The organism is Nocardioides caldifontis (assembly GCF_008087345.1).
In the GTDB taxonomy this organism is placed as follows: domain Bacteria; phylum Actinomycetota; class Actinomycetes; order Propionibacteriales; family Nocardioidaceae; genus Marmoricola_A; species Marmoricola_A caldifontis.
In genome coordinates, this window is record NZ_ML701735.1 from 29564 (window position 1) to 47663 (window position 18100).

Here is an 18100-nt window from a genome sequence, read left to right on the forward strand (position 1 = left end):
CCACACGACGACGGCCAGGACGATGAGGACGAGGATGAACTTCATGGCCGACTGGTACCCCCGCGAGAACCGGTTCGAACCTGAGGACGCCTCATGTCGGCCGGTGTCCGCTGCGCACCCGGCGGGTACGGTCTCTCCATGAAGCTGCTCCGCACCGCCGCCGCCGCCGGGATCGCCAAGAAGCTGTACGACGAGGCCCGGAAGCCGGCGAACCAGGCGAAGATCCAGAAGGCGATCGAGTCCTACAAGGCCCGCAAGGGACAGGGGCGCCGCCCCGGCCACTAGGAGGCCGCCGGCGGCGCAGCGACCGTGACGACCGCGATGTCGTCACGGGGTGACCCGCCCTGGAAGGCGAGCACGTCCTCGAGGACGGCCTGCGCGAGCTCCCCCACCGGGTGCTTCGCCACGACGTCACGGAGCCGCTGCTCGCCGTACATCTCGTCGCCGCGCCTGGCCTCGGTGACCCCGTCGGTGAACAGCACCAGCGCGCAGCCGGGCGGCAGCGGGAACCCGCTGTCGGCGAACGACGGGTTGGCGAACGCGCCGACGAGCGAGCCCGGGGTGCCGACGTCCTCGACCAGGCCGTCGGCCGAGACCAGCATCGGGTGCGGGTGGCCACCGAGGCTCACCGAGGTCCGCCACCCTTCCGCGGAGCGGCGCAGCCGGAGCAGGGCGACCGTGCAGAACTTGTCCGTCGGGTGGTGCTGGAGCACCTCGTCCAGTGTGTAGAGGACCTGGGCCGGGCTCGCGGTGCGCACCGACAGCGCCCGGAGGGTGTGGCGCACGAGCGCGGTGACCACCGCCGCGTCGACCCCCTTGCCGCAGACGTCGCCCAGCGTGACGACCCAGTCGTCCTCCCCGATCTCGAAGACGTCGTAGAAGTCGCCGCCGACCTCCGCGCCGGTGCCCGCAGGGCGGTACACCGCGTGCAGCTCGAGCCCCGGGATCGCCGGCGGGACCGGCGGCATCAGCGTCCGCTGCAGGGTGTGGGCCAGCGCGGTGGCGCGGAGCTCGGACTCCTCGGCGCGCCGCTTGGCGCGCAGCAGCTCGCGTTCGTACTCGCGGCGCTCGGTCGCGTCGACCACCACGACCCGGACGACCGCGGGCTCCCCGGTCTCGTCCCGCTCGAGCGCGGCGTTGAGCAGCACGGGCAGCCGGCCGCCGTCGGAGGTGACGATGTCGAGGGCCAGCTCGCGCACCTGCCCCTGCAGCCGGAGCATCGGCGCGTAGTGCGTGTCGTGGAAGATCCGGCCGCCGCCGGTCAGCAGGCTCGTCAGGCGCCGTACGCCGACGAGCTCCTCACGGGTGTAACCGGTCCAGTCGAGGAACGTCTGGTTGACCTTCGCCACCATGCCGTCCGGGGTGGTGGACAGCAGGCCGCAGGGGACGCGGTCGACGACGGTCTGGGGGTCCTCCCGGTCGGCCAGCTCCGCGACCAGGCGTCCGTCCTCCGGACCGGACGTCACACCAGCGCCTCGCCCCGCACGAAGGCGGCGATGGCGGCGGTGGTCTCCTCGGGGGCGCTGAGGTTGGGGCAGTGGCCGACGGCGTCCAGGATGACCAGCTCGCTGCCCTCGATCGCGCGGTGGACGTACTCCCCCACCTCTATCGGCGCGATCACGTCCTCCTTGCACTGCAGCACCAGCGTCGGGACGTCGATCCGGGCGAGGTCGGCACGGTTGTCGGAGTTGAAGGTGACGTGCGCCCAGCGCCGGGCGATCTCGGGGTCGGTGCGGCAGAAGCTCTCGGTGAGCTCCTGGCCGAGCTCCGGCCGCTCGGGGTTGCCCATGATCACCGGCGCCATCGAGGAGGACCAGCCGAGGTAGTTGCTGTCCAGCGACTCGAGCAGCTCGTCGATGTCCTCGCGGCTGAACCCTCCGCGGTAGCCGTCGTCGTCGACGTAGCGCGGGGACGGGCCGACCATCACCAGCTTGGCGAAGCGGCCGGCGGGGGCGTCGGCGATCGCGAGCGCCCCGATCATCGACGACACCGAGTGGCCGACGAGGACGACGTCCTCGAGACCGAGCGACTCGCAGATCTCGTTCACGTCCTGCGCGTAGCCGGCCAGCGAGCCGTAGCGCTCCGGGTCGTACGCCGAGACCACCGACCCGCCGGAGCCGACGTGGTCGAAGAGCACCACCGAGAAGTCGTCCTCGAAGGCGGGCGCGACGTGGCGCCACATGTTCTGGTCACAGCCGAACCCGTGGGCGAACATGATCGGCTGACCGTCGAGCCGCCCCCGGATCCGGACGTTGTTGCGCACGACCGGGTCCATGGGTGGGAGGGTACGGGATCGGTCCCACGGCGTCAGGCGTGCGCGGCCACCGTGGACCTGAGCACCTCGGCCAGCCGGTCGGGCCGGTTGGTGATGATGCCGTCCACGCCGTGCCGCAGCGCGCGCCGCTGGGCGCCCGTCCGGTCGACGGTCCACACCAGGCACTCCATGCCGAGGGCGTGCACCGCCCGCACGTAGGCGGCGTCGGCGGCGAGGTGGGCCGGGTTCACCTGGTCCGCCCACGTGGCGAGCGCGGCCAGGTTCGCGACCGCCGGCCGCCCGAGGATCCCGACCCGGAGCGGCGGCAGCCGGGTCTTCAGCTCCTTCATCGCGGCGACGTCGAAGGACTGCACGACGACGGGGACGCCAGCCACCGTGGGGGCGTCGCCCAGCTCGACAGCCAGCTGCGCGGCCAGGTCGGCGACCACGCCGGGGTGGAGGTCGGGCCGCTTCAGCTCGAGCTGGAGCCCCACCCCCGTCCCGCGGAGCGTGTCGAGCAGCTCGGCGAGGGTCGGGACCCGCTCCCCGGCGTACCTCCGGGAGAACCAGCTCCCCGCGTCCAGCCGGCGGAGCTCCTCGAGCGTGAGGTCGGCGACCCGCCACGGCGCCCGGCGCGAGTGGCGGGCCCGGACGTCGGTGGTCCGGGCGAGGGTCACGTCGTGCATGAGGACCAGTGCCCCGTCACGGGTGCGCTGCAGGTCGACCTCGACGAGGTCGACGCCGAGCGCCACGGCCGCACGGACGGCCGCGAGCGTGTTCTCGGGGGCGTGCCAGCTGGCGCCGCGGTGGGCGATCGAGAGGACGGGACGGTCCTGGGTGCGGGACCGGACGGGCACGAGCGCTCCTTCGGACGGCTTCCTCAGCACGTCCGACGGTGCCCTTCCGGGGTGAACCGGAGGTGGCCCCGGCATGACCCCGGGCTGCCGGGGCGGCGGCTAGTCGGTGGGCTCCGGCGACCCGGGGACCTCGTCGGCCTGGTCCTCGGCGGGCGCCGCGTCGTCCTTCTGCTCGAGGTTCTCCTGCTCCTCGTCCGGCGAGGCGTCGAGGGCGCCCTGGACGTCGACGTGCTTCTCCTCGAGCTCGTCGACGATGCGGCGGGCGTCGTCTCCCTGCGGGGTCTCGCTCATGCGGGCCACGTACCCGCGCAGCCACGCCGCGAAAACAGGCGTCCCAGGCGGGAGCCCTCACGCACCTCGGTGTGGCTCGGGCCCTTCGGCCCGACCAGCGGTCTAGGGTCCGAGCGTGATCAAGTACCTCGGCTCCAAGCGGGCCCTGGTGCCGGTGCTCGGCTCCATCGCGACGGCGGTGGGCGCGAGGACCGCGGTGGACCTCTTCACCGGCACGACCCGGGTCGCGCAGGAGCTCAAGCGGCGCGGGCTCCACGTCACCGGCGTCGACACCGCCAGCTACAGCGGGGTGCTCGGCGACTGCTTCCTCGCCACGGACGCCCTGCAGGTGGACCAGGCGGAGCTGCTCCGGGCGCTCGCGCACCTCGCGTCGCTGCCCGGGGAGCGTGGCTACTTCACGGAGACCTTCTGCGAGAACGCACGGTTCGTGCACCCGCGCAACGGCATGCGCGTCGACGCGGTCCGGCGCGCCATCGAGGAGTCGTACGCCGGGACACCGCTGCACGCGCTCCTGCTCGCGGCGCTGCTCGTCGCCACCGACCGCGTCGACTCCACGACCGGCGTCCAGATGGCCTTCCTCAAGCAGTGGGCCCCGCGCGCCCTGCGCGAGCTGACCCTCCAGCCCCCGGCGCTGCTCGAGGGCCCGGGCGCGATGGTGGTCGGCGACGCGCTGGAGGTCGTCGAGACCCTCGAGCCCGTGGACCTCGCGTACCTCGACCCGCCGTACAACCAGCACCGCTACTTCACGAACTACCACGTGTGGGAGACCCTCGTCCGGTGGGACGCCCCGGACCACTACGGCATCGCCTGCAAGCGCGTGGACGCCCGGGACGACGAGGCGACGCGCAGCGTCTTCAACCGGCGGGCGACGATGCCGGCGGCGCTCGCCGCGCTGCTGCAGCGGGTCCGCGCCGAGGTCGTGGTGGTCTCCTACAACGACGAGGGGTGGATCACCCCCGACGAGATGGTCACCATGCTCCGCGACGCCGGTCACCCGGCGGTGCGCCGGCTCGCCTTCGACAGCAAGAGGTACGTCGGCGCGCAGATCGGCATCCACGGCCCCACCGGCGAGAAGGTCGGGACCGTGTCGAGGCTCCGCAACGTCGAGTACGTCTTCGTCGCGGGCCCTGGGGACAAGGTCGAGGCGGCCGTCCCGGAGGAGGGGGTGCTGCCTGCGCCGCTGCCCCGCTCGGCCACAATGGCGCCATGAACCGACGGTCCCGACTGCTCCGCACCCCGCTCGTCCTGACCCTCGCCGCCACCTTGTGGCTGGCCGCCGGGTGCGGGGACGACGAGGAGCCGGAGGCCGGGACCAGCAGCCCGACGCCGACCGAGACGGCGAGCGAGGAGCCCAGCGAGACCGCGGAGGCGACGCCGGGCGAGTCCGCCTCCCCGTCCGAGGAGCCCGGGCAGAGCGTCGCGATCACCATCCAGGGCGACGACGTCACGCCGGTGGCGCAGCAGGTCGAGCTGGGTGTCGGCGAGGAGCTGGTGCTCGAGGTGACCTCGGACCGCGCCGGCGAGCTGCACGTGCACTCCAACCCGGAGCAGGAGCCGGCGTTCAAGCAGGGCACGTCGAGCATCACGCTCAGCTTCGACAAGCCCGGCCAGGTCGACGTCGAGGAGCACGAGAGCCACTCGCTGATCCTCCGGCTGCTGGTGAAGTAGTGCGGTACGCCCCGCTCGGTGCCAGCGGCCTCGTCGTCTCCACCGTCGGCGTCGGCTGCAACGCCTTCGGCACCCGCATCGACGCCGCCGCCGTCCGCGAGATCGTGGACACGGCGCTCGAGGTCGGGGTCAACTTCTTCGACACCGCCGACACCTACGGGCTCGGCGCGAGCGAGGAGCTCCTCGGCCACGCCCTGCAGGGGCGCCGCGACGAGGTCGTGGTGGCCACGAAGTTCGGCATGGACATGCAGGGGCACAACGGTCCGGACCACGGGGCCCGGGCCTCACGCCGCTACGTGCGCCGGGCCGTCGAGGCGTCGCTGCGCCGGCTCCGCACCGACCACATCGACCTCTACCAGCTGCACCAGCCCGACCTCGTCACGCCGATCGAGGAGACGCTCCAATCACTCGCCGAGCTCGTCGCCGAGGGCAAGGTCCGCTACGTCGGCTGCTCGAACTTCGCCGCGTGGGAGGTGACCCGCGCGGCACACGTCGCCCGCGCCCTCGGCGTCCCGGGGTTCGTCACCGCGCAGAACGAGTACTCCCTCTACAACCGGGTCGCCGAGGAGGAACTGGTGCCGGCCTGCCTCGACGCCGGCGTGGGGCTGCTGCCGTACTTCCCGCTCGCCTACGGGCTGCTGACCGGGAAGTACGCCCCCGGGGCGGCGCCGGAGGGCAGCCGGCTCAGCCACCCATCGCAGCAGCACCGGCTCAGCGGCGCCGACTTCGCGCGGGTCGCGGCGCTCCAGGAGTACGCCGACGCGCGGGGGCTGTCCCTGCTCCAGGTCGCGATCGGCGGGTTGGCCGCGCAGCCGGCCGTGGGCAGCGTCATCGCCGGGGTCAGCCGCGCCTCCCAGGTCCGCTCGAACGTGGAGGCGGCCGCCTGGGTGCCGACCGCGGACGACCTCGAGACGCTGCAGGAGGTCAACCAGGTCCCCCTGCCGGGGATGACCCACCGCTCCTACACCCGCTCCTGAGCGGGGTCTCGGAGCTCCCTCGGAGGAGGTCCCTCAGAGGTAGAGGCCGGTCTCGCTGACGTCGACGCGCTCGGCGGCCACGGCGTGCACGTCGCGCTCGCGCATCAGCACGTAGCTCTCGCCGTTGACCTCGACCTCGGCCTTGTCCTCGGGGTCGAACAGGACCCGGTCGCCGAGCTCGACGGCCCGCACGTGGGGGCCGATCGCGGCGACCCTGGCCCAGCTGAGCCGGCGGTTGCCGAGGGCGGCGGTCGCCGGGATCACGATGCCGCCGGTGGACCGGCGCTCGCCGGCCTCCTTGTCGAGCTGCACGAGGACGCGGTCGTGCAGCATCCTGACGGGGGTCTTGTCGCTCATCGCTGCGTTCAGCTCGTGACCTTGCGGATCACCACGAGGAGCGCCACGAACCCGGCGACGCCGCCGACCACCTTGAGGATGTTCTCGGTGCGCGGGTTCCCCTCGGCGTCCACGAAGTGCGCCTTCACCGCGTTGACCTCGCGGCGGACGATCGTCTTCGGGTTGGCGCGATAGACCAGCTGGTCGACGGTCTCGGCGAGCCGTTCGCGGGTCTCCTCCATCTCGCGCTCGATGGTGTCGGGACGCTCGGCATCGGCCACGGTCAGCTCCTCGTCGAAGTCCGGTGGGCACCCCGGGGACGGCCCCGGGTGCGCCGGTGGGCGCAGGAGGGAACGTTACCGTCCGGGCGGGGCCGGGACGGTGCGGGGATCGAATCCGTAGGGCAGCTCCAGCCGGTGGCTCCGCATCAGCGCGTCGTCGGAGAGCACGTCCCGGGTGGCGCCGTCGGCGACGACCACGCCGTCGGAGAGCACCACCGACCGCGGGCAGAGCTCGAGGGCGTAGGGCAGGTCGTGGGTGACCATCAGCACCGTCACGTCGAGGGAGCGGAGGATCTCGGCGAGCTCACGGCGAGAGGCCGGGTCGAGGTTCGAGGACGGCTCGTCGAGCACGAGCACCTCGGGCTCCATCGCCAGCACCGTGGCGACCGCGACGCGGCGCCGCTGGCCGAAGGACAGGTGGTGGGGCGGACGGTCGACGTGCTCGGCCATCCCGACCTTCTCCAGCGCCTCGTGCACCCGGCGATCGAGGGCCTCCCCCTTGACGCCGAGGTTGCGGGGGCCGAACGCGACGTCGTCGCGGACCGTGGGCATGAACAGCTGGTCGTCGGGGTCCTGGAAGACCACGCCCACCCGGCGGCGTACCTCCTGGAGGTTGGCCTTCGTCACCGGCAGCCCCGAGACGGCCACGCTCCCCGCGGACGCGGTGAGGATGCCGTTGAGGTGGAGGACGAGCGTGGTCTTGCCGGCGCCGTTGGGCCCGAGGAGCGCCACCCGTTCGCCCCGGTGGACGTGCAGGTCGACGCCGTACAGCGCCTGGTGGCCGTCGGGATAGACGTGCGCCAGCCCGCGCACGTCCAGCACCGGGGTCATCGTCGGATCACCGGACCATCATCGCGCGCTGCCGTCGTAGCCGCGGGACAGCATCGCGAGGTGGACGCGCTCGCCGCGCTCGTAGGAGCGGATGAAGAGCGCGCCGACGGAGCGCGCGAGCACCGGCCAGTGACGCGGGTTCCGGCCGTCGAAGCCGCGGGACGCCAGGGCCACCCGCATCCGACCGAGCTCGGCGCCGACGACGTCCAGGTAGCGGATCATGAAGCCGAGGATCTGCACCAGCATCCGGGGCAGCCGCAGCCGCTCGAGCCCGCGCAGCACGTCGTGCGGCTCGGTGGTGGCGGCAAGGGTGAGGCTGGCGAGCACGCCGAGGGTGCCCTTGATCGCCAGCCCGCCGGCGGCGACGAGGCCGGTCTCGCTGACGCTCAGCCCGAGCACCTCGGTGCGCGGCCCGTGCGCCACGAACGGCAGCACCGCGGCGAAGACCAGGAAGGGCACCTCGACGACCATCCGGCGCAGGAGGTACGGCGGGGGGACGCGCGAGACCGCGACGACGACGGCCAGGATCCCGAGGTACCCCGCGAAGAACGGGTAGCCGTCGGCGGGCGTCGCGACCACGACGAGGACGAACCCCACCAGCGCGAGCAGCTTCAGGTGCGGCCGGGCCCGGTGCACCGGCGAGTGGCCGTGGAAGTGCAGCCGGTGGCCGTGGCCGGCGCCCACCTCAGCCCCGGCTCGGCTTGCGCCGCCGCAGCACGAAGGTCAGGCCGCCGGCCAGGACGAGCACGACGAGCGCGCCCGCGACGCCGGCCGCGCCGCCGGAGAGCCGTGAGTCCTCGATCCCCGAGGCCTGGTAGTCGGCCAGCGGGCTGCCCGCCGTGGCGTGCTCGTCGGCGGTGTCGATGAAGCCGTGGTCCTCGGCGACCCGCTCGAGCCCGTCGGGGCTGCCGGAGGCGTAGAAGCTGACGACGCCGGCGAGCAGCAGCGCGACGAGCAGGAGCCCGACGAGGACGATGCGGGTGGGGACGCCCCTCATGCCGGCACCTCCGTCGCCGGGGTGCGCAGCTCGACGGTCCGGGTGCCGAGCACCCGCCGGGCGGCGTGCACGAGGTCGGGGCGGACCCCGACGATGCTGCCGACGACCATCCCGGTCACGACCGCCTCGCCGAGGCCGATCAGCGTGTGCCACCCCAGCATGGCGGTGGTGAGGTCGTCCAGCGGCACGGGCGCGGCACCGCCCACGGCGTACAGCCCGACGAAGACCAGAGAGGCGACCGGCACGGAGATCAGGGCGCCGAGCGCCGCGAGCGGCGCGACGAGGCCGACCCGCTTCGGCAGCACGGCCTGGAGGCCGCGGACCACCAGGGTCGCGACCACGACGCCGACCACGCCGATCAGCACGACGTTGGTGCCCAGCGCGGTGATGCCGCCGTCGGCGAACAGGAGCGCCTGGACCAGCAGCACCACGCTGAGGCAGAGGATCCCGGTCCAGGGTCCGACCAGCACCGCCGCGAGCGCGCCTCCCATGAGGTGGCCGCTGGTGCCGGCGCCGACCGGGAAGTTGATCATCTGGGCGGCGAAGACGAACGTCGCGACGAGCCCGGCGAGCGGAGCGGTCCGGTCGTCGAGCTCGCGCCGCGCGCCGCGCAGGGCGACGCCGACGGCCGCGGCCGCGACGACCCCCGTCGTGACCGACGTCGGGACGTCGAGGAAGCCGTCAGGGACGTGCACGGGGGCCTCCGTTAGGTTGAGGGGTCCTGGCGTGGTCAGCCTACGCTGTTGCACATCGTTCGCAATAACCGCGTCGCCGCGACAAGCCGTCGCGCCCTGCGTCCCTGCGTCTCGAGGAGTTCCTGATGGCCACCCGCCTCCAGCCCGGCGACCCCGCTCCCGACTTCACGCTCCCGTCCGACACCGGCGAGCAGCTCTCGTTGTCCGGGCTGCGCGGGCGGAAGGTGATCGTGTACTTCTACCCGGCCGCGATGACGCCGGGGTGCACCAAGCAGGCATGCGACTTCACCGACTCCCTCGACTCGCTGCGGGGGCTCGGCTACGAGGTTCTCGGCATCTCCCCCGACAAGCCCGAGAAGCTCGCGAAGTTCCGGGAGCGCGACTCGCTGACGATCACGCTGCTCTCGGACGTCGACCGCTCGGTGATGGAGTCCTACGGCGCCTTCGGCGAGAAGAAGATGTACGGCAAGGTGGTGCAGGGGGTCATCCGGTCCACGTTCGTCGTCGACGAGGAGGGGCGGGTCGAGGTGGCGCAGTACAACGTCAAGGCCACCGGCCACGTCGCCAAGCTGAGGAAGGACCTCGGGCTCGCCTCCTAGACTTCCGCCCGAGCCAGAGTGGTGGAATAGGCAGACACGCCGGGTTTAGGTCTCGGTGCCTTCGGGCGTGGGGGTTCGAGTCCCCCCTCTGGCACTCGTCGGGGGTCGTTCCTCGACCACCAGCTCGGCGTGCGCGGCGGGCAGCGCGCGTCTCTTGTTGCGTCCGGCGTGCGTGGACGTCTGCGAATGGCAGTTGGGACAGAGGAACCGCAGGTTCTCGGGCCGGCAGTCCCGGTAGTTGCCGTCGACGTGGTCGACATGCAGCGTGATCGGCCGTATCAGCCACACACCGCTGTTGCCGCACCCCGTGCAGACGTAACGCCGTCCGGTGCGCAGGAGAGCCGAGCGGAGGCGACCCCCGTTGATCCGCGGTGCGCCGACCGGGTACTCGATCAGCACCTCCTCCGGCTTCCGTCGCGGGCGCGAGGTGCCGCGGGCCCAGGAGCGCCCCGTGAAGTGCGACGTGTCGAGGCCGAGAGCGCGGATGCGGCGCGCTATGTGGGTGTGGTTCCCGCCCGTCTCGACCAACCCCAGGTAGCGCACCACTGCAGCGAACGAGACCGAGGCCGCCACGGCCTCGCGCAGCATCTCCTCGGTGTACTTGACGGGCATGCACTCAGCCAAGCCTCGGTCGAGGACGAGAGGGACCGCGCGTGCGCCGCCTGTGGAGGAGCCGGCTAGGACGCCAGCTGTGCACTCATCTCGGCGTCCAGGGCCTCGCGGACCCCGCGGAACTCGGTCATCAGCGACCGCACGAGCGGCCCGACCTCGTCGAGGTCGCCGGCGCGGGCCTGCTGCTCGACGACCGTCAGCGTGGCGGCCAGCCGGACCGCGCCCATGCTGGCGCTGCTGCTCTTCAGGAAGTGCGCACAGGCGGCGGTGGTCTCGGCGTCCCGCGACCGGAACGCGGAGGCGAGCTCGCCGAGCTTGACCTCGGTGTCACGGAGGTAGGTCCGCACCAGCCCCTCGAGGAACCCGGGGGCCATACCGGCGCTGATCGTGCGGAGGGTCGCCACCGCCTCGGCGTCGAGCACCTCCCCCTGCAGCTCCTCCGGAGCCGGGTCGACCGTCTCCGGCTCGGGGTCGCCCTCCGTCGCGGTCGCGGTCCACCGCTCGAGGGTGTCCGCGAGGTCCTCGAGCCGCACCGGCTTCGCGAGGTAGTCGTCCATGCCGGCCTCGAGCGCCCGTTCCCGATCGCCGCGCAGGGCGTTGGCGGTCATCGCGATGATCGGCGTCCGCTCGCCCTCCGGCTCCGTCGCGCGGAACCGGGAGGTGGCCTCGTAGCCGTCCAGGTTCGGCATCTGCACGTCCATCAGCACCGCTGCGAACCGCTGCCGGCCCAGCGCGTCGAGCGCCTCGACCCCGTCGGCGGCGACGTGCACCTGGTAGCCGAGCTGGTCGAGCATCACCTGCGCGACCATCTGGTTGACGTCGTTGTCCTCGACGAGCAGGACCAGCGGGCCGGACTCCCCCGCGCCCTCGGGCCCGGGCCGGGCGACCGCGGACGACGGCCGCACCGCGGCGACGGCCGGGCGGCTCTTGCGCACACCGGCCGGAGCCGGCCCGGCCCCGACAGCGGTGGGCAGCGGCAGGTCGGCGGTGAACGTGCTGCCCTCGCCGTACACGCTCTCGACCCCGATCGTCCCGCCCATCAGCGTGACCAGCTCGTGGGAGATCGCCAGGCCGAGGCCGGTGCCGCCGAACCTCTTGGTGGTCGAGGCGTCGGCCTGGGTGAACGGGCGGAACAGCCGGGAGACCTGCTCGGGGGTGAGCCCGATGCCGCTGTCGCTGACCGCGAACCGCAGCGCGTCGCCGTCGTCAGCCGGGCCCACGGTGAGCCGGACCTCGCCGGCGTCGGTGAACTTCACCGCGTTGCTGATCAGGTTGGTGAGCACCTGCCCGATGCGCTCGGGGTCGCCGTGGTACGCCGAGCAGACGGCCGGGTCGACCACGGTGGTGAGCCGGAGCCCCTTCCGGTCGGCCTCGGCCTCGAAGGCGGCGACGGTCGACCGGACCAGCGTCGCCAGCTCGAAGTCGCGGTTCTCGAGCCGGAGCTTGCCGGCCTCGATCTTCGACAGGTCGAGGATGTCGTTGATGATCACGAGGAGCCGCTCACCGGACTGCCGGACGGTCTCGGCGTAGCTGCGCTGGTGGCGGTCGAGCGGGGTCTGGAGGAGCAGGTCGACCATCCCGATCACGCCGTTCATCGGCGTGCGGATCTCGTGGCTCATGTTCGCGAGGAACAGCGACTTGGCGGCGTTCGCCTCGTCGGCCTCCTGGCGCGCGTGGCGGAGCTCCTCCTCGCGCCGCACGCGGTCGGTCACGTCCATCATCGACCCGACCAGCCGCACCGCCTGCCCGTTGTCCTCGCGGACCACGTGGCCGCGGGCGAAGATCGTGGCGTAGACGCCGTCCTCGCGGAGCAGCCGGTACTCGTCCTGGTAGAGCTCGGCGTGGCCCCAGATGGCCTCCTCCGTCGCGCGCGTCACCCGCTCGATGTCGTCGGGGTGCACCCGGTCCTGCCACCAACCGCGCGGCAGCTCGAACGAGTCGGCGTCGATCCCGACCACCTCGCGGAGCGCGCCGGTCCACACCGTGGTGCCGGTGGTGAAGTCGGCGTCCCACAGGACGTCCTTGGTGGCGCTGGCCACCAGCCGGTGCCGCTCCTCGCTGCGCAGCAGGTCCCGCTCGGCGCGGAGCGCGTCGGTGACGTCGCGCGAGACGCCGCGGTAGCCGACCGGCCCGCCGTCCTCGTCGAGCACGACCGAGGCCGAGGTCGAGGCCGCCCGGAGACAACCGTCCGCACGGCGGAACCAGAAGACGACGCCGTTCCTCGGGTGCCCCGACACCCGCACCTCGTTGAACGCGTCCTTGATGAGCCGCTCGTTCACCACGTCGGTGAACTCGAAGAAGGGACGGCCGAGGAGCTGCTCACGGGTGGTCCCGAGCTGTCGGCAGAGCGAGTCGTTGACGAGGGTGAAGCACCCCTCGAGGTCGACCTCGAAGTACCCCTCGGCGATCTGCTCGAGGATGGTGCGGTAGCGCGCCTCGCTGCGGCGTACCTCCTCCTGCGCCACCTCGCGCTCGGTGACGTCGCGCACGATGCACAGCGAGTTGCCGTCAGCGAGCGTCGTGACCGAGACCTCGTGGCGGCGGTTCTGCGGACGGACGCAGGGGCCGGTGGGCTGCTCGACCACCTCGACCACGTCGACGTCGCGCAGCAGCGGCTCGAGCAGGTGTCCCTCGAGCGCCAGCTCGTCCGGGGCACCGAGGGTCTCGGCGGCACGGCGGTTGGCGTAGACGACCGCGCCCTGGTCGTCGGTGACCACGATGGCCTCGGTGGCGCCGTCGACGGCCTCGCTGACGACGGAGAGGCGGGCGCGGAGCCGCTCCTGCTCGGTGATGTCGCGGACGATCGCGTAGATCCCGACGACGTCGCCGTCGACGATGATCGGCGCCGCGGAGGTGGTGACGGTCCGCCACCCGCCGCGGGCGTGGCGGACGCGGGCGCTGTACTGGCGGCCCTCCCCCCGCACCGCGGCGGCGAGGACCTCCATCGACGCGTCGAGGTCGCCCGGCGCGACCAGCGCCTGCCACCCCATCCCGACGATCTCGTCGGCGGTGTAGCCCGCGAGGTCGCTGGCCGCGTCGTTGACGCTCAGGAGCCGGCCATCCAGCGCCAGCGTGAGGACGGCGTCCATGTTGTTGTCGAAGAGCGACCGCGAGTGCTGGAGGCTCAGCTCCAGGGCACGCTTCGACTCCTCCGCGCTGCGGGCCGCGGCGTCGAGCCGACGGGACTTGGTGAACACGGAGACGGCCAGCGCCAGGGAGAGCCCCAGGGTCGCGAGGACCACCCACCCGGAGTGCCACGCGTGGGCGTGGCCGGTCGGGTCGTCCACCGGCTCGACGTACAGCAGGAGGGCACCGAGCACCGCGACCACGAGCACGGCGAGGCACGCGCGCAGCACGAGGCCGTCGCGCGTGGTCACCTGGCGCTCTCTCACCACGTCTCGCGCTCCTGAAGGGGTGCAGGGGTCGCCGCCGGGACGTCCCAGCGTTGCTATCGGCAGGCGAGGGGTGGGTCTTGAGGAATCGGGCCGGGTCAGCCGCGACCGGCGAGCGCCTGGGCGACGACCGGCGCGATGCGCCGCAGCGCCTGCCCGCGGTGGGAGATCGCGTCCTTCTCGTCGGCCGGGAGCTCGGCGGTGGTCCGGTCGTGGCCGTCGGCGCAGAACAGCACGTCGTAGCCGAAGCCGCCGCTCCCCCGCACCTCCCGGATCACCCGGCCGGGCATGACGCCCTCCGCGACATGCTCGACCACGCCGTCGGCGCCCGGGAGCGCGAGCACGACCGCGCACCGGAACTGCGCGGTCCGCCGCTCGTCGGGCACGTCGGCGAGCTGGGCCAGGAGCAGCTCGTTGTTGGCCCGGTCCTTGGTCTCGCGGTCACCCGAGACGCCGGCCCACCGGGCGGAGAGCACTCCGGGCATCCCGTTGAGCGCGTCGACGCAGATCCCGCTGTCGTCGGCCACCGAGGGTAGTCCGGTGGCGGCGACCGCGGCGAGCGCCTTGATCCGGGCGTTGCCCTCGAAGGTCGGCTCGGTCTCGGCCGGCTCGTCGTACGGCGCCACGTCGTCGAGCCCGAGGACCTCGACGTCCGGGAGGTGCTCGGCGAGGATGCGCCGCATCTCGGCGAGCTTGCCGGTGTTGCGGGAGGCAAGGAAGACACGGGTCATCCCTCGAGCGCCGCCTGCTGGATCGCAGTCAGGTCGGCGCACCCCTTGGCGGCGAGCGTGAGCAGGTCGTCGAGGAGCGCCCGCTCGAACGGCTCCGCCTCGGCGGTGCCCTGCACCTCGACGAACCGCCCGTCGCCGGTCATCACGACGTTCATGTCGGTCTCGGCGCGTACGTCCTCCTCGTAGGGCAGGTCGAGCCGCGGCACGCCGTCGACGATCCCCACCGACACCGCGGCCACGGACCCCTTGAGCGGGTTGCCCTTGAGCGCCTTCTCCGACCGCAGGTGCGCACAGGCGTCGACGAGCGCGACGTAGGCGCCGGTGATCGCAGCGGTGCGGGTGCCTCCGTCGGCCTGGAGGACGTCGCAGTCGAGCACGATGGTGTTCTCGCCGAGCGCCTTGTAGTCGATCACCGCCCGCAGCGACCGGCCGATCAGCCGGGAGATCTCGTGGGTCCGGCCACCGATCCGCCCCTTGACCGACTCGCGGTCGGAGCGGGTGTGCGTGGAGGACGGGAGCATGGCGTACTCCGCGGTGACCCAGCCGAGCCCGGAGTCCTTGCGCCACCGCGGCACCCCGATGCTCGCGGACGCCGCGCACAGCACCCGGGTCCCCCCGAACTCCACCAGCACCGAGCCGGCGGCGTGGTCCAGCCAGTGCCGGGTCAGGCGGATCGGTCGGAGCTCGTCGTCGGCGCGTCCATCGGCTCGGCTCATGGCCCGGACACTACCGACGCCCCGCGAACCCCCGGGTGACCGCCCTGCGGACCGCTCCGCCGGTCACCGCGACCACCCGCTCCAGCGGCCCCTGGCGTCGCGCCAGCCGGTAGACCGCACCGATCGCGACCACCAGCGCCACCTGGCCGAGGAAGACCCCCGTGGTGTCCTCGTCCCACCAGCCGTCCGTGCGGAGCACCACGTGGAGCGTGTAGAGGGTCAGCGTCATCGCCCCGGCCCCGAGGAGGACCGCGGTGACGCGCGGCGCGGGCCGGGCGAGGAGCAGGCACGCGCCCAGGACGAGCAGCGCGCTGCCGATCGTCATCATCAGGTCGAGCGACGTGCCCGTGTGCGGCGACCGGACGGCGAGCCACCACCAGGAGCCGGTGGGCACGACGCCGTACAGGCCGTCGGTCAGGGTCGTCGAGAGGTCGCCGCGCCACCCCGACCCCTCGAAGGTGCGGATCATCGCCGCCCGCGCGTCCGGGCGGGCGACCAGCGTGTCCGAGACCGCCCACGCGGTGACCGCCGCCCACGCGCCCACCCCCACCAGGACGAGCGCGGTGCGCACGCTCCGCAGGTCGAGCCGTCCGACCACGATGCCGACGAGCAGGTACGGCACCCAGGTCAGCACCGGGTAGTAACCGGTCACCACCAGCTCGCGCAGGACGGTGCCGGGTGCGGAGAGCGAGTCGAACGAGGGCACGTCGTACGACGCCCACGGCAGGTCCCGCCGCCACAGCAGGCTCACCACCGGCCCGGCGGCGGCCCACACCACGGCGACCGTGCCGACGACCCAGGTGCGCAGGGCGAGGAAGGGCGCGGCGACGAGGAAGAGCAGCGCATAGTTCACCAGGATCACCGCGATCCCCGTGTCGAGCCCGCCGATCACGAGCCCGACCAGGGCGACCCACGCCGCCCGCACCGCCGTGCCGGCGAGCATCCCGGCGAGGTCGGCTCCACGCAGCGGCGCGCGCGTCCCGGACAGCAGCACGAGGCTGACCCCGGCCAGGACGGCGAAGAGCGCAGAGGCCCGCCCGCCGGCGACCTGGTGCGCGAGCGGCACCTCTCCGCCGGTGGTCCCCGGCAGGATGTGCGTCGCCATCATCCCGACGAGGGCGAGGCAGCGCGCGGCGTCGACGCCGACGACGCGGCCCGCCCCCGCAGGCGTCACGCGGTCGCGCTCACTTCACCTCGGCGCGGAGCATCCGCCACGCCCCGATGGCGAAGGGCAGGACGATCCAGATCAGCGTCGTCGTCGCGACCTGCGCCCACTCCTCGCCGGTCAGCCCCTGCCCGTCGAAGAGCGGGGTCTGCGCGGTGCCGAGGTCGATCCACGGCTGCACGTCGCGGACCTGCTCGATGATGCTGGTCACGATGTTGAACGCGATCGGCAGCACGAAGTAGGTCACGATCGCGGCCGCGGAGTTGAGGAAGAGCATGCCGAAGGCGAGCCCCTGCACGATCCCCATCGTCTGGAGCAGCGCGAAGTTGCCGAGGTCGCCGAAGCCGTACGCGCCCCACATGTCGTCGACGCTCGCGATCACCGTGGCGAGCGCAGCCACGAGGATCGCGACCACGATCGCGGCGAGCCCGAAGAGCACCGCCGCCACGACCTTCGCCGCGATCACCCGCTCGCGGTGCGGCTCCAGGGTGAACGTGGTGAGCGCGGCCCGCTGCCCCCACTCGCTGGTGACCAGCAGGACGCCGAGCACCGGGAGCAGGAACCCCTGCGGCGTCGCCGTGGCGCCCAGGAACGCCTCGAAGTTGTTGCCCTCGTCCGGGGCGAAGATCAGCAGCAGCGCGACGACGAGGGCGGTGATGGCGACGATCGTGACCATCAGCCACTTGCCGGCCCGGGTGTCGAACATCTTCCGCATCTCGACGACGACGTGACGGGTGAAAGGCACCCGCGAGGTGCCGGAGACGTCCAGCAGCCCCTGGGGTGCGCCGGTGGGTGGTGCGGTCATGCGACGACTCCTTCGCGCTGGGTCTCGGCGGTCAGCTCCAGGAACAGCGCCTCGAGCCCGGCGCCGTCGGCCGGGCGGAGCTCGACGAGAGTGAGCTGGTGGCGGGCGGCGACCTCGCCGACCTGGACCGGCTCGGCCTCGACGTGGAGGTGCGCGGCGTCGGCCTTCACCGGGAACCCCGCGTCCGCGAGCGCGTCGCGCAGCGCCTCGGCCTCGACCGCCCTCACCAGGGTGCCGGTGGTGCGGAGCAGCTCCTCCTTGGTGCCCTGCGCGACGATCCGGCCGTTGCCGATCAGCAGCATGTCGTCGGCGATCATCTCCACCTCGTGGAGCAGGTGCGAGGAGAGCAGCACCGTGCCGCCCTGCTGGGCGAAGGTGCGCAGCATCCCCCGCATCCAGTGGATGCCCGCCGGGTCGAGCCCGTTGGCCGGCTCGTCGAGGATCAGCACCCGCGGCTCGCCGAGGAGCGCGTGGGCGATGCCGAGCCGCTGGCGCATGCCGAGCGAGTAGTGGCGGACCCGCCGCTTCGCCTCCTTCGGGGTCAGGCTGACGAGCTCGAGCATCTCGTCGACCCGCTTCTCGGGCAGCCCCATGGTCGCGGCACCGAGCGCGAGGATCTCCCGGCCGGTGCGGCCGGCGTGCTGGGCGGAGGCGTCGAGCAGGACGCCGACGTGGCGCGCGGGGTTCGGGATGTCGGAGTAGCGGTGGCCGCCGATCGTGACGTTCCCCGACGTGGCGGGCGTGAGCCCCACCATGATCCGCATCGTGGTCGACTTGCCGGCGCCGTTGGGGCCCAGGAAGCCGGTGACCCGCCCCTGGCGGGCGGTGAAGGAGACGTCGTCGACCGCGGTGAAGCCGCCGTACCTCTTGGTGACGTGGTGGACCTCGATCAT

At 72.8% G+C, this 18100-nt stretch carries 21 protein-coding genes and 1 tRNA gene; 6 read left to right on the forward strand and 16 right to left on the reverse strand.

Going from position 1 to position 18100, the window contains the following annotated elements; all coding sequences use genetic code 11:
• Nucleotides 1–138 precede the first annotated feature (138 nt).
• On the forward strand, nucleotides 139–285 hold the full coding sequence (locus tag FIP57_RS22985; protein WP_162529628.1) for a hypothetical protein: 147 nt from the start codon (nucleotides 139–141) through the stop codon (nucleotides 283–285).
• Here FIP57_RS22985 and FIP57_RS00155 read toward each other — a convergent pair.
• The 4 genes from FIP57_RS00155 to FIP57_RS00170 all read right to left on the reverse strand — a co-directional run bounded on the left by FIP57_RS00155 (nucleotide 282) and on the right by FIP57_RS00170 (nucleotide 3402).
• Nucleotides 282–1466 carry a SpoIIE family protein phosphatase gene (locus tag FIP57_RS00155; RefSeq protein WP_162529629.1) on the reverse strand — a complete coding sequence of 395 codons (1185 nt, stop codon included), beginning with the start codon at nucleotides 1464–1466 and terminating at the stop codon, nucleotides 282–284. The two genes, FIP57_RS22985 and FIP57_RS00155, sit on opposite strands and share 4 nt — an antisense overlap.
• Nucleotides 1463–2275 carry an alpha/beta fold hydrolase gene (locus tag FIP57_RS00160; RefSeq protein ID WP_148570737.1) on the reverse strand — a complete coding sequence of 271 codons (813 nt, stop codon included), beginning with the start codon at nucleotides 2273–2275 and terminating at the stop codon, nucleotides 1463–1465. Before FIP57_RS00160 ends, FIP57_RS00155 begins: the two co-directional genes overlap by 4 nt.
• A gap of 32 nt (nucleotides 2276–2307) precedes the next feature.
• Nucleotides 2308–3111: a glycerophosphodiester phosphodiesterase gene (locus tag FIP57_RS00165; RefSeq protein WP_203230961.1), complete on the reverse strand. Its 804-nt coding sequence runs from the start codon at nucleotides 3109–3111 to the stop codon at nucleotides 2308–2310.
• A gap of 99 nt (nucleotides 3112–3210) precedes the next feature.
• A complete protein-coding gene (locus tag FIP57_RS00170; protein WP_148570740.1) occupies nucleotides 3211–3402 on the reverse strand; it encodes a hypothetical protein in 192 nt (63 codons plus the stop codon).
• A gap of 115 nt (nucleotides 3403–3517) precedes the next feature.
• Between FIP57_RS00170 and FIP57_RS00175 the strand changes: the two genes are divergently transcribed.
• The 3 genes from FIP57_RS00175 to FIP57_RS00185 are packed head-to-tail and all read left to right on the forward strand — an operon-like array spanning nucleotide 3518 to nucleotide 6047.
• On the forward strand, nucleotides 3518–4612 hold the full coding sequence (locus tag FIP57_RS00175) for a DNA adenine methylase (RefSeq protein WP_148570742.1): 1095 nt from the start codon (nucleotides 3518–3520) through the stop codon (nucleotides 4610–4612).
• Nucleotides 4609–5070, forward strand: coding sequence for a hypothetical protein (locus FIP57_RS00180; protein WP_148570744.1), 462 nt, complete (start codon nucleotides 4609–4611; stop codon nucleotides 5068–5070). The genes FIP57_RS00175 and FIP57_RS00180 overlap by 4 nt, the downstream gene beginning before the upstream one ends.
• Entirely contained in the window at nucleotides 5070–6047 is a 978-nt protein-coding gene (locus FIP57_RS00185) for an aldo/keto reductase (RefSeq protein ID WP_148570746.1), read from the forward strand. Before FIP57_RS00180 ends, FIP57_RS00185 begins: the two co-directional genes overlap by 1 nt.
• Nucleotides 6048–6080: 33 nt before the next feature.
• Here FIP57_RS00185 and FIP57_RS00190 read toward each other — a convergent pair whose 3' ends face one another.
• The 6 genes from FIP57_RS00190 to FIP57_RS00210 form a co-directional block, all read right to left on the reverse strand.
• Nucleotides 6081–6404 carry a GroES family chaperonin gene (locus FIP57_RS00190; protein WP_148570748.1) on the reverse strand — a complete coding sequence of 108 codons (324 nt, stop codon included), beginning with the start codon at nucleotides 6402–6404 and terminating at the stop codon, nucleotides 6081–6083.
• An 8-nt stretch (nucleotides 6405–6412) separates the two neighbouring features.
• On the reverse strand, nucleotides 6413–6664 hold the full coding sequence (locus FIP57_RS00195; RefSeq protein ID WP_148570750.1) for a DUF3618 domain-containing protein: 252 nt from the start codon (nucleotides 6662–6664) through the stop codon (nucleotides 6413–6415).
• Between the two features lie 75 nt (nucleotides 6665–6739).
• Entirely contained in the window at nucleotides 6740–7495 is a 756-nt protein-coding gene (locus tag FIP57_RS00200) for an energy-coupling factor ABC transporter ATP-binding protein (protein WP_148570752.1), read from the reverse strand.
• Between the two features lie 18 nt (nucleotides 7496–7513).
• Nucleotides 7514–8179 carry a cobalt ECF transporter T component CbiQ gene (gene cbiQ, locus FIP57_RS00205; protein WP_148570754.1) on the reverse strand — a complete coding sequence of 222 codons (666 nt, stop codon included), beginning with the start codon at nucleotides 8177–8179 and terminating at the stop codon, nucleotides 7514–7516.
• A gap of 1 nt (nucleotide 8180) precedes the next feature.
• The gene (locus FIP57_RS23490; RefSeq protein WP_203230962.1) at nucleotides 8181–8492 is read right to left on the reverse strand and encodes a PDGLE domain-containing protein; all 312 of its coding nucleotides are present in this window, start codon (nucleotides 8490–8492) and stop codon (nucleotides 8181–8183) included.
• Nucleotides 8489–9187 carry an energy-coupling factor ABC transporter permease gene (locus FIP57_RS00210; protein WP_203230963.1) on the reverse strand — a complete coding sequence of 233 codons (699 nt, stop codon included), beginning with the start codon at nucleotides 9185–9187 and terminating at the stop codon, nucleotides 8489–8491. Before FIP57_RS00210 ends, FIP57_RS23490 begins: the two co-directional genes overlap by 4 nt.
• A gap of 125 nt (nucleotides 9188–9312) precedes the next feature.
• On the opposite strand from FIP57_RS00210, the gene bcp reads away from it, so the two are divergent.
• Both bcp and FIP57_RS00220 read left to right on the forward strand, forming a co-directional pair.
• Entirely contained in the window at nucleotides 9313–9786 is a 474-nt protein-coding gene (gene bcp / locus FIP57_RS00215) for a thioredoxin-dependent thiol peroxidase (protein WP_148570756.1), read from the forward strand.
• A gap of 12 nt (nucleotides 9787–9798) precedes the next feature.
• Nucleotides 9799–9880, forward strand: a tRNA-Leu gene (locus FIP57_RS00220).
• A 583-nt stretch (nucleotides 9881–10463) separates the two neighbouring features.
• Here the strand turns inward: FIP57_RS00220 and FIP57_RS00230 are convergent.
• The 6 genes from FIP57_RS00230 to FIP57_RS00255 all read right to left on the reverse strand — a co-directional run bounded on the left by FIP57_RS00230 (nucleotide 10464) and on the right by FIP57_RS00255 (nucleotide 18100).
• Entirely contained in the window at nucleotides 10464–13790 is a 3327-nt protein-coding gene (locus tag FIP57_RS00230) for a PAS domain S-box protein (protein WP_148570758.1), read from the reverse strand.
• 98 nt (nucleotides 13791–13888) lie between these two features.
• Entirely contained in the window at nucleotides 13889–14521 is a 633-nt protein-coding gene (rdgB, locus tag FIP57_RS00235) for an RdgB/HAM1 family non-canonical purine NTP pyrophosphatase (RefSeq protein ID WP_148570760.1), read from the reverse strand.
• Nucleotides 14518–15237, reverse strand: coding sequence for a ribonuclease PH (gene rph / locus FIP57_RS00240; RefSeq protein ID WP_148570762.1), 720 nt, complete (start codon nucleotides 15235–15237; stop codon nucleotides 14518–14520). Before rph ends, rdgB begins: the two co-directional genes overlap by 4 nt.
• Nucleotides 15238–15247: 10 nt before the next feature.
• The gene (locus FIP57_RS00245) at nucleotides 15248–16411 is read right to left on the reverse strand and encodes a heparan-alpha-glucosaminide N-acetyltransferase domain-containing protein (RefSeq protein ID WP_148570764.1); all 1164 of its coding nucleotides are present in this window, start codon (nucleotides 16409–16411) and stop codon (nucleotides 15248–15250) included.
• Between the two features lie 10 nt (nucleotides 16412–16421).
• Nucleotides 16422–17207, reverse strand: a complete 786-nt coding sequence (locus tag FIP57_RS00250) for an ABC transporter permease (RefSeq protein WP_148570766.1) — start codon at nucleotides 17205–17207, stop codon at nucleotides 16422–16424.
• The gene (locus FIP57_RS00255) at nucleotides 17204–18100 is read right to left on the reverse strand and encodes an ABC transporter ATP-binding protein (protein ID WP_203230964.1); all 897 of its coding nucleotides are present in this window, start codon (nucleotides 18098–18100) and stop codon (nucleotides 17204–17206) included. Before FIP57_RS00255 ends, FIP57_RS00250 begins: the two co-directional genes overlap by 4 nt.

Coding starts and splice junctions, on each gene's coding strand:
- FIP57_RS22985 (WP_162529628.1), top strand. CDS start 139: ATGAAGCTGCTCCGCACCGCCGCCGCCGCCGGGATCGCCAAGAAGCTG.
- FIP57_RS00160 (WP_148570737.1), bottom strand. CDS start 2,275: ATGGACCCGGTCGTGCGCAACAACGTCCGGATCCGGGGGCGGCTCGAC.
- FIP57_RS00170 (WP_148570740.1), bottom strand. CDS start 3,402: ATGAGCGAGACCCCGCAGGGAGACGACGCCCGCCGCATCGTCGACGAG.
- FIP57_RS00180 (WP_148570744.1), top strand. CDS start 4,609: ATGAACCGACGGTCCCGACTGCTCCGCACCCCGCTCGTCCTGACCCTC.
- FIP57_RS00190 (WP_148570748.1), bottom strand. CDS start 6,404: ATGAGCGACAAGACCCCCGTCAGGATGCTGCACGACCGCGTCCTCGTG.
- FIP57_RS00200 (WP_148570752.1), bottom strand. CDS start 7,495: ATGACCCCGGTGCTGGACGTGCGCGGGCTGGCGCACGTCTATCCCGAC.
- FIP57_RS23490 (WP_203230962.1), bottom strand. CDS start 8,492: ATGAGGGGCGTCCCCACCCGCATCGTCCTCGTCGGGCTCCTGCTCGTC.
- bcp (WP_148570756.1), top strand. CDS start 9,313: ATGGCCACCCGCCTCCAGCCCGGCGACCCCGCTCCCGACTTCACGCTC.
- rdgB (WP_148570760.1), bottom strand. CDS start 14,521: ATGACCCGTGTCTTCCTTGCCTCCCGCAACACCGGCAAGCTCGCCGAG.
- rph (WP_148570762.1), bottom strand. CDS start 15,237: ATGAGCCGAGCCGATGGACGCGCCGACGACGAGCTCCGACCGATCCGC.
- FIP57_RS00250 (WP_148570766.1), bottom strand. CDS start 17,207: ATGACCGCACCACCCACCGGCGCACCCCAGGGGCTGCTGGACGTCTCC.
- FIP57_RS00255 (WP_203230964.1), bottom strand. CDS start 18,100: ATGATCGAGGTCCACCACGTCACCAAGAGGTACGGCGGCTTCACCGCG.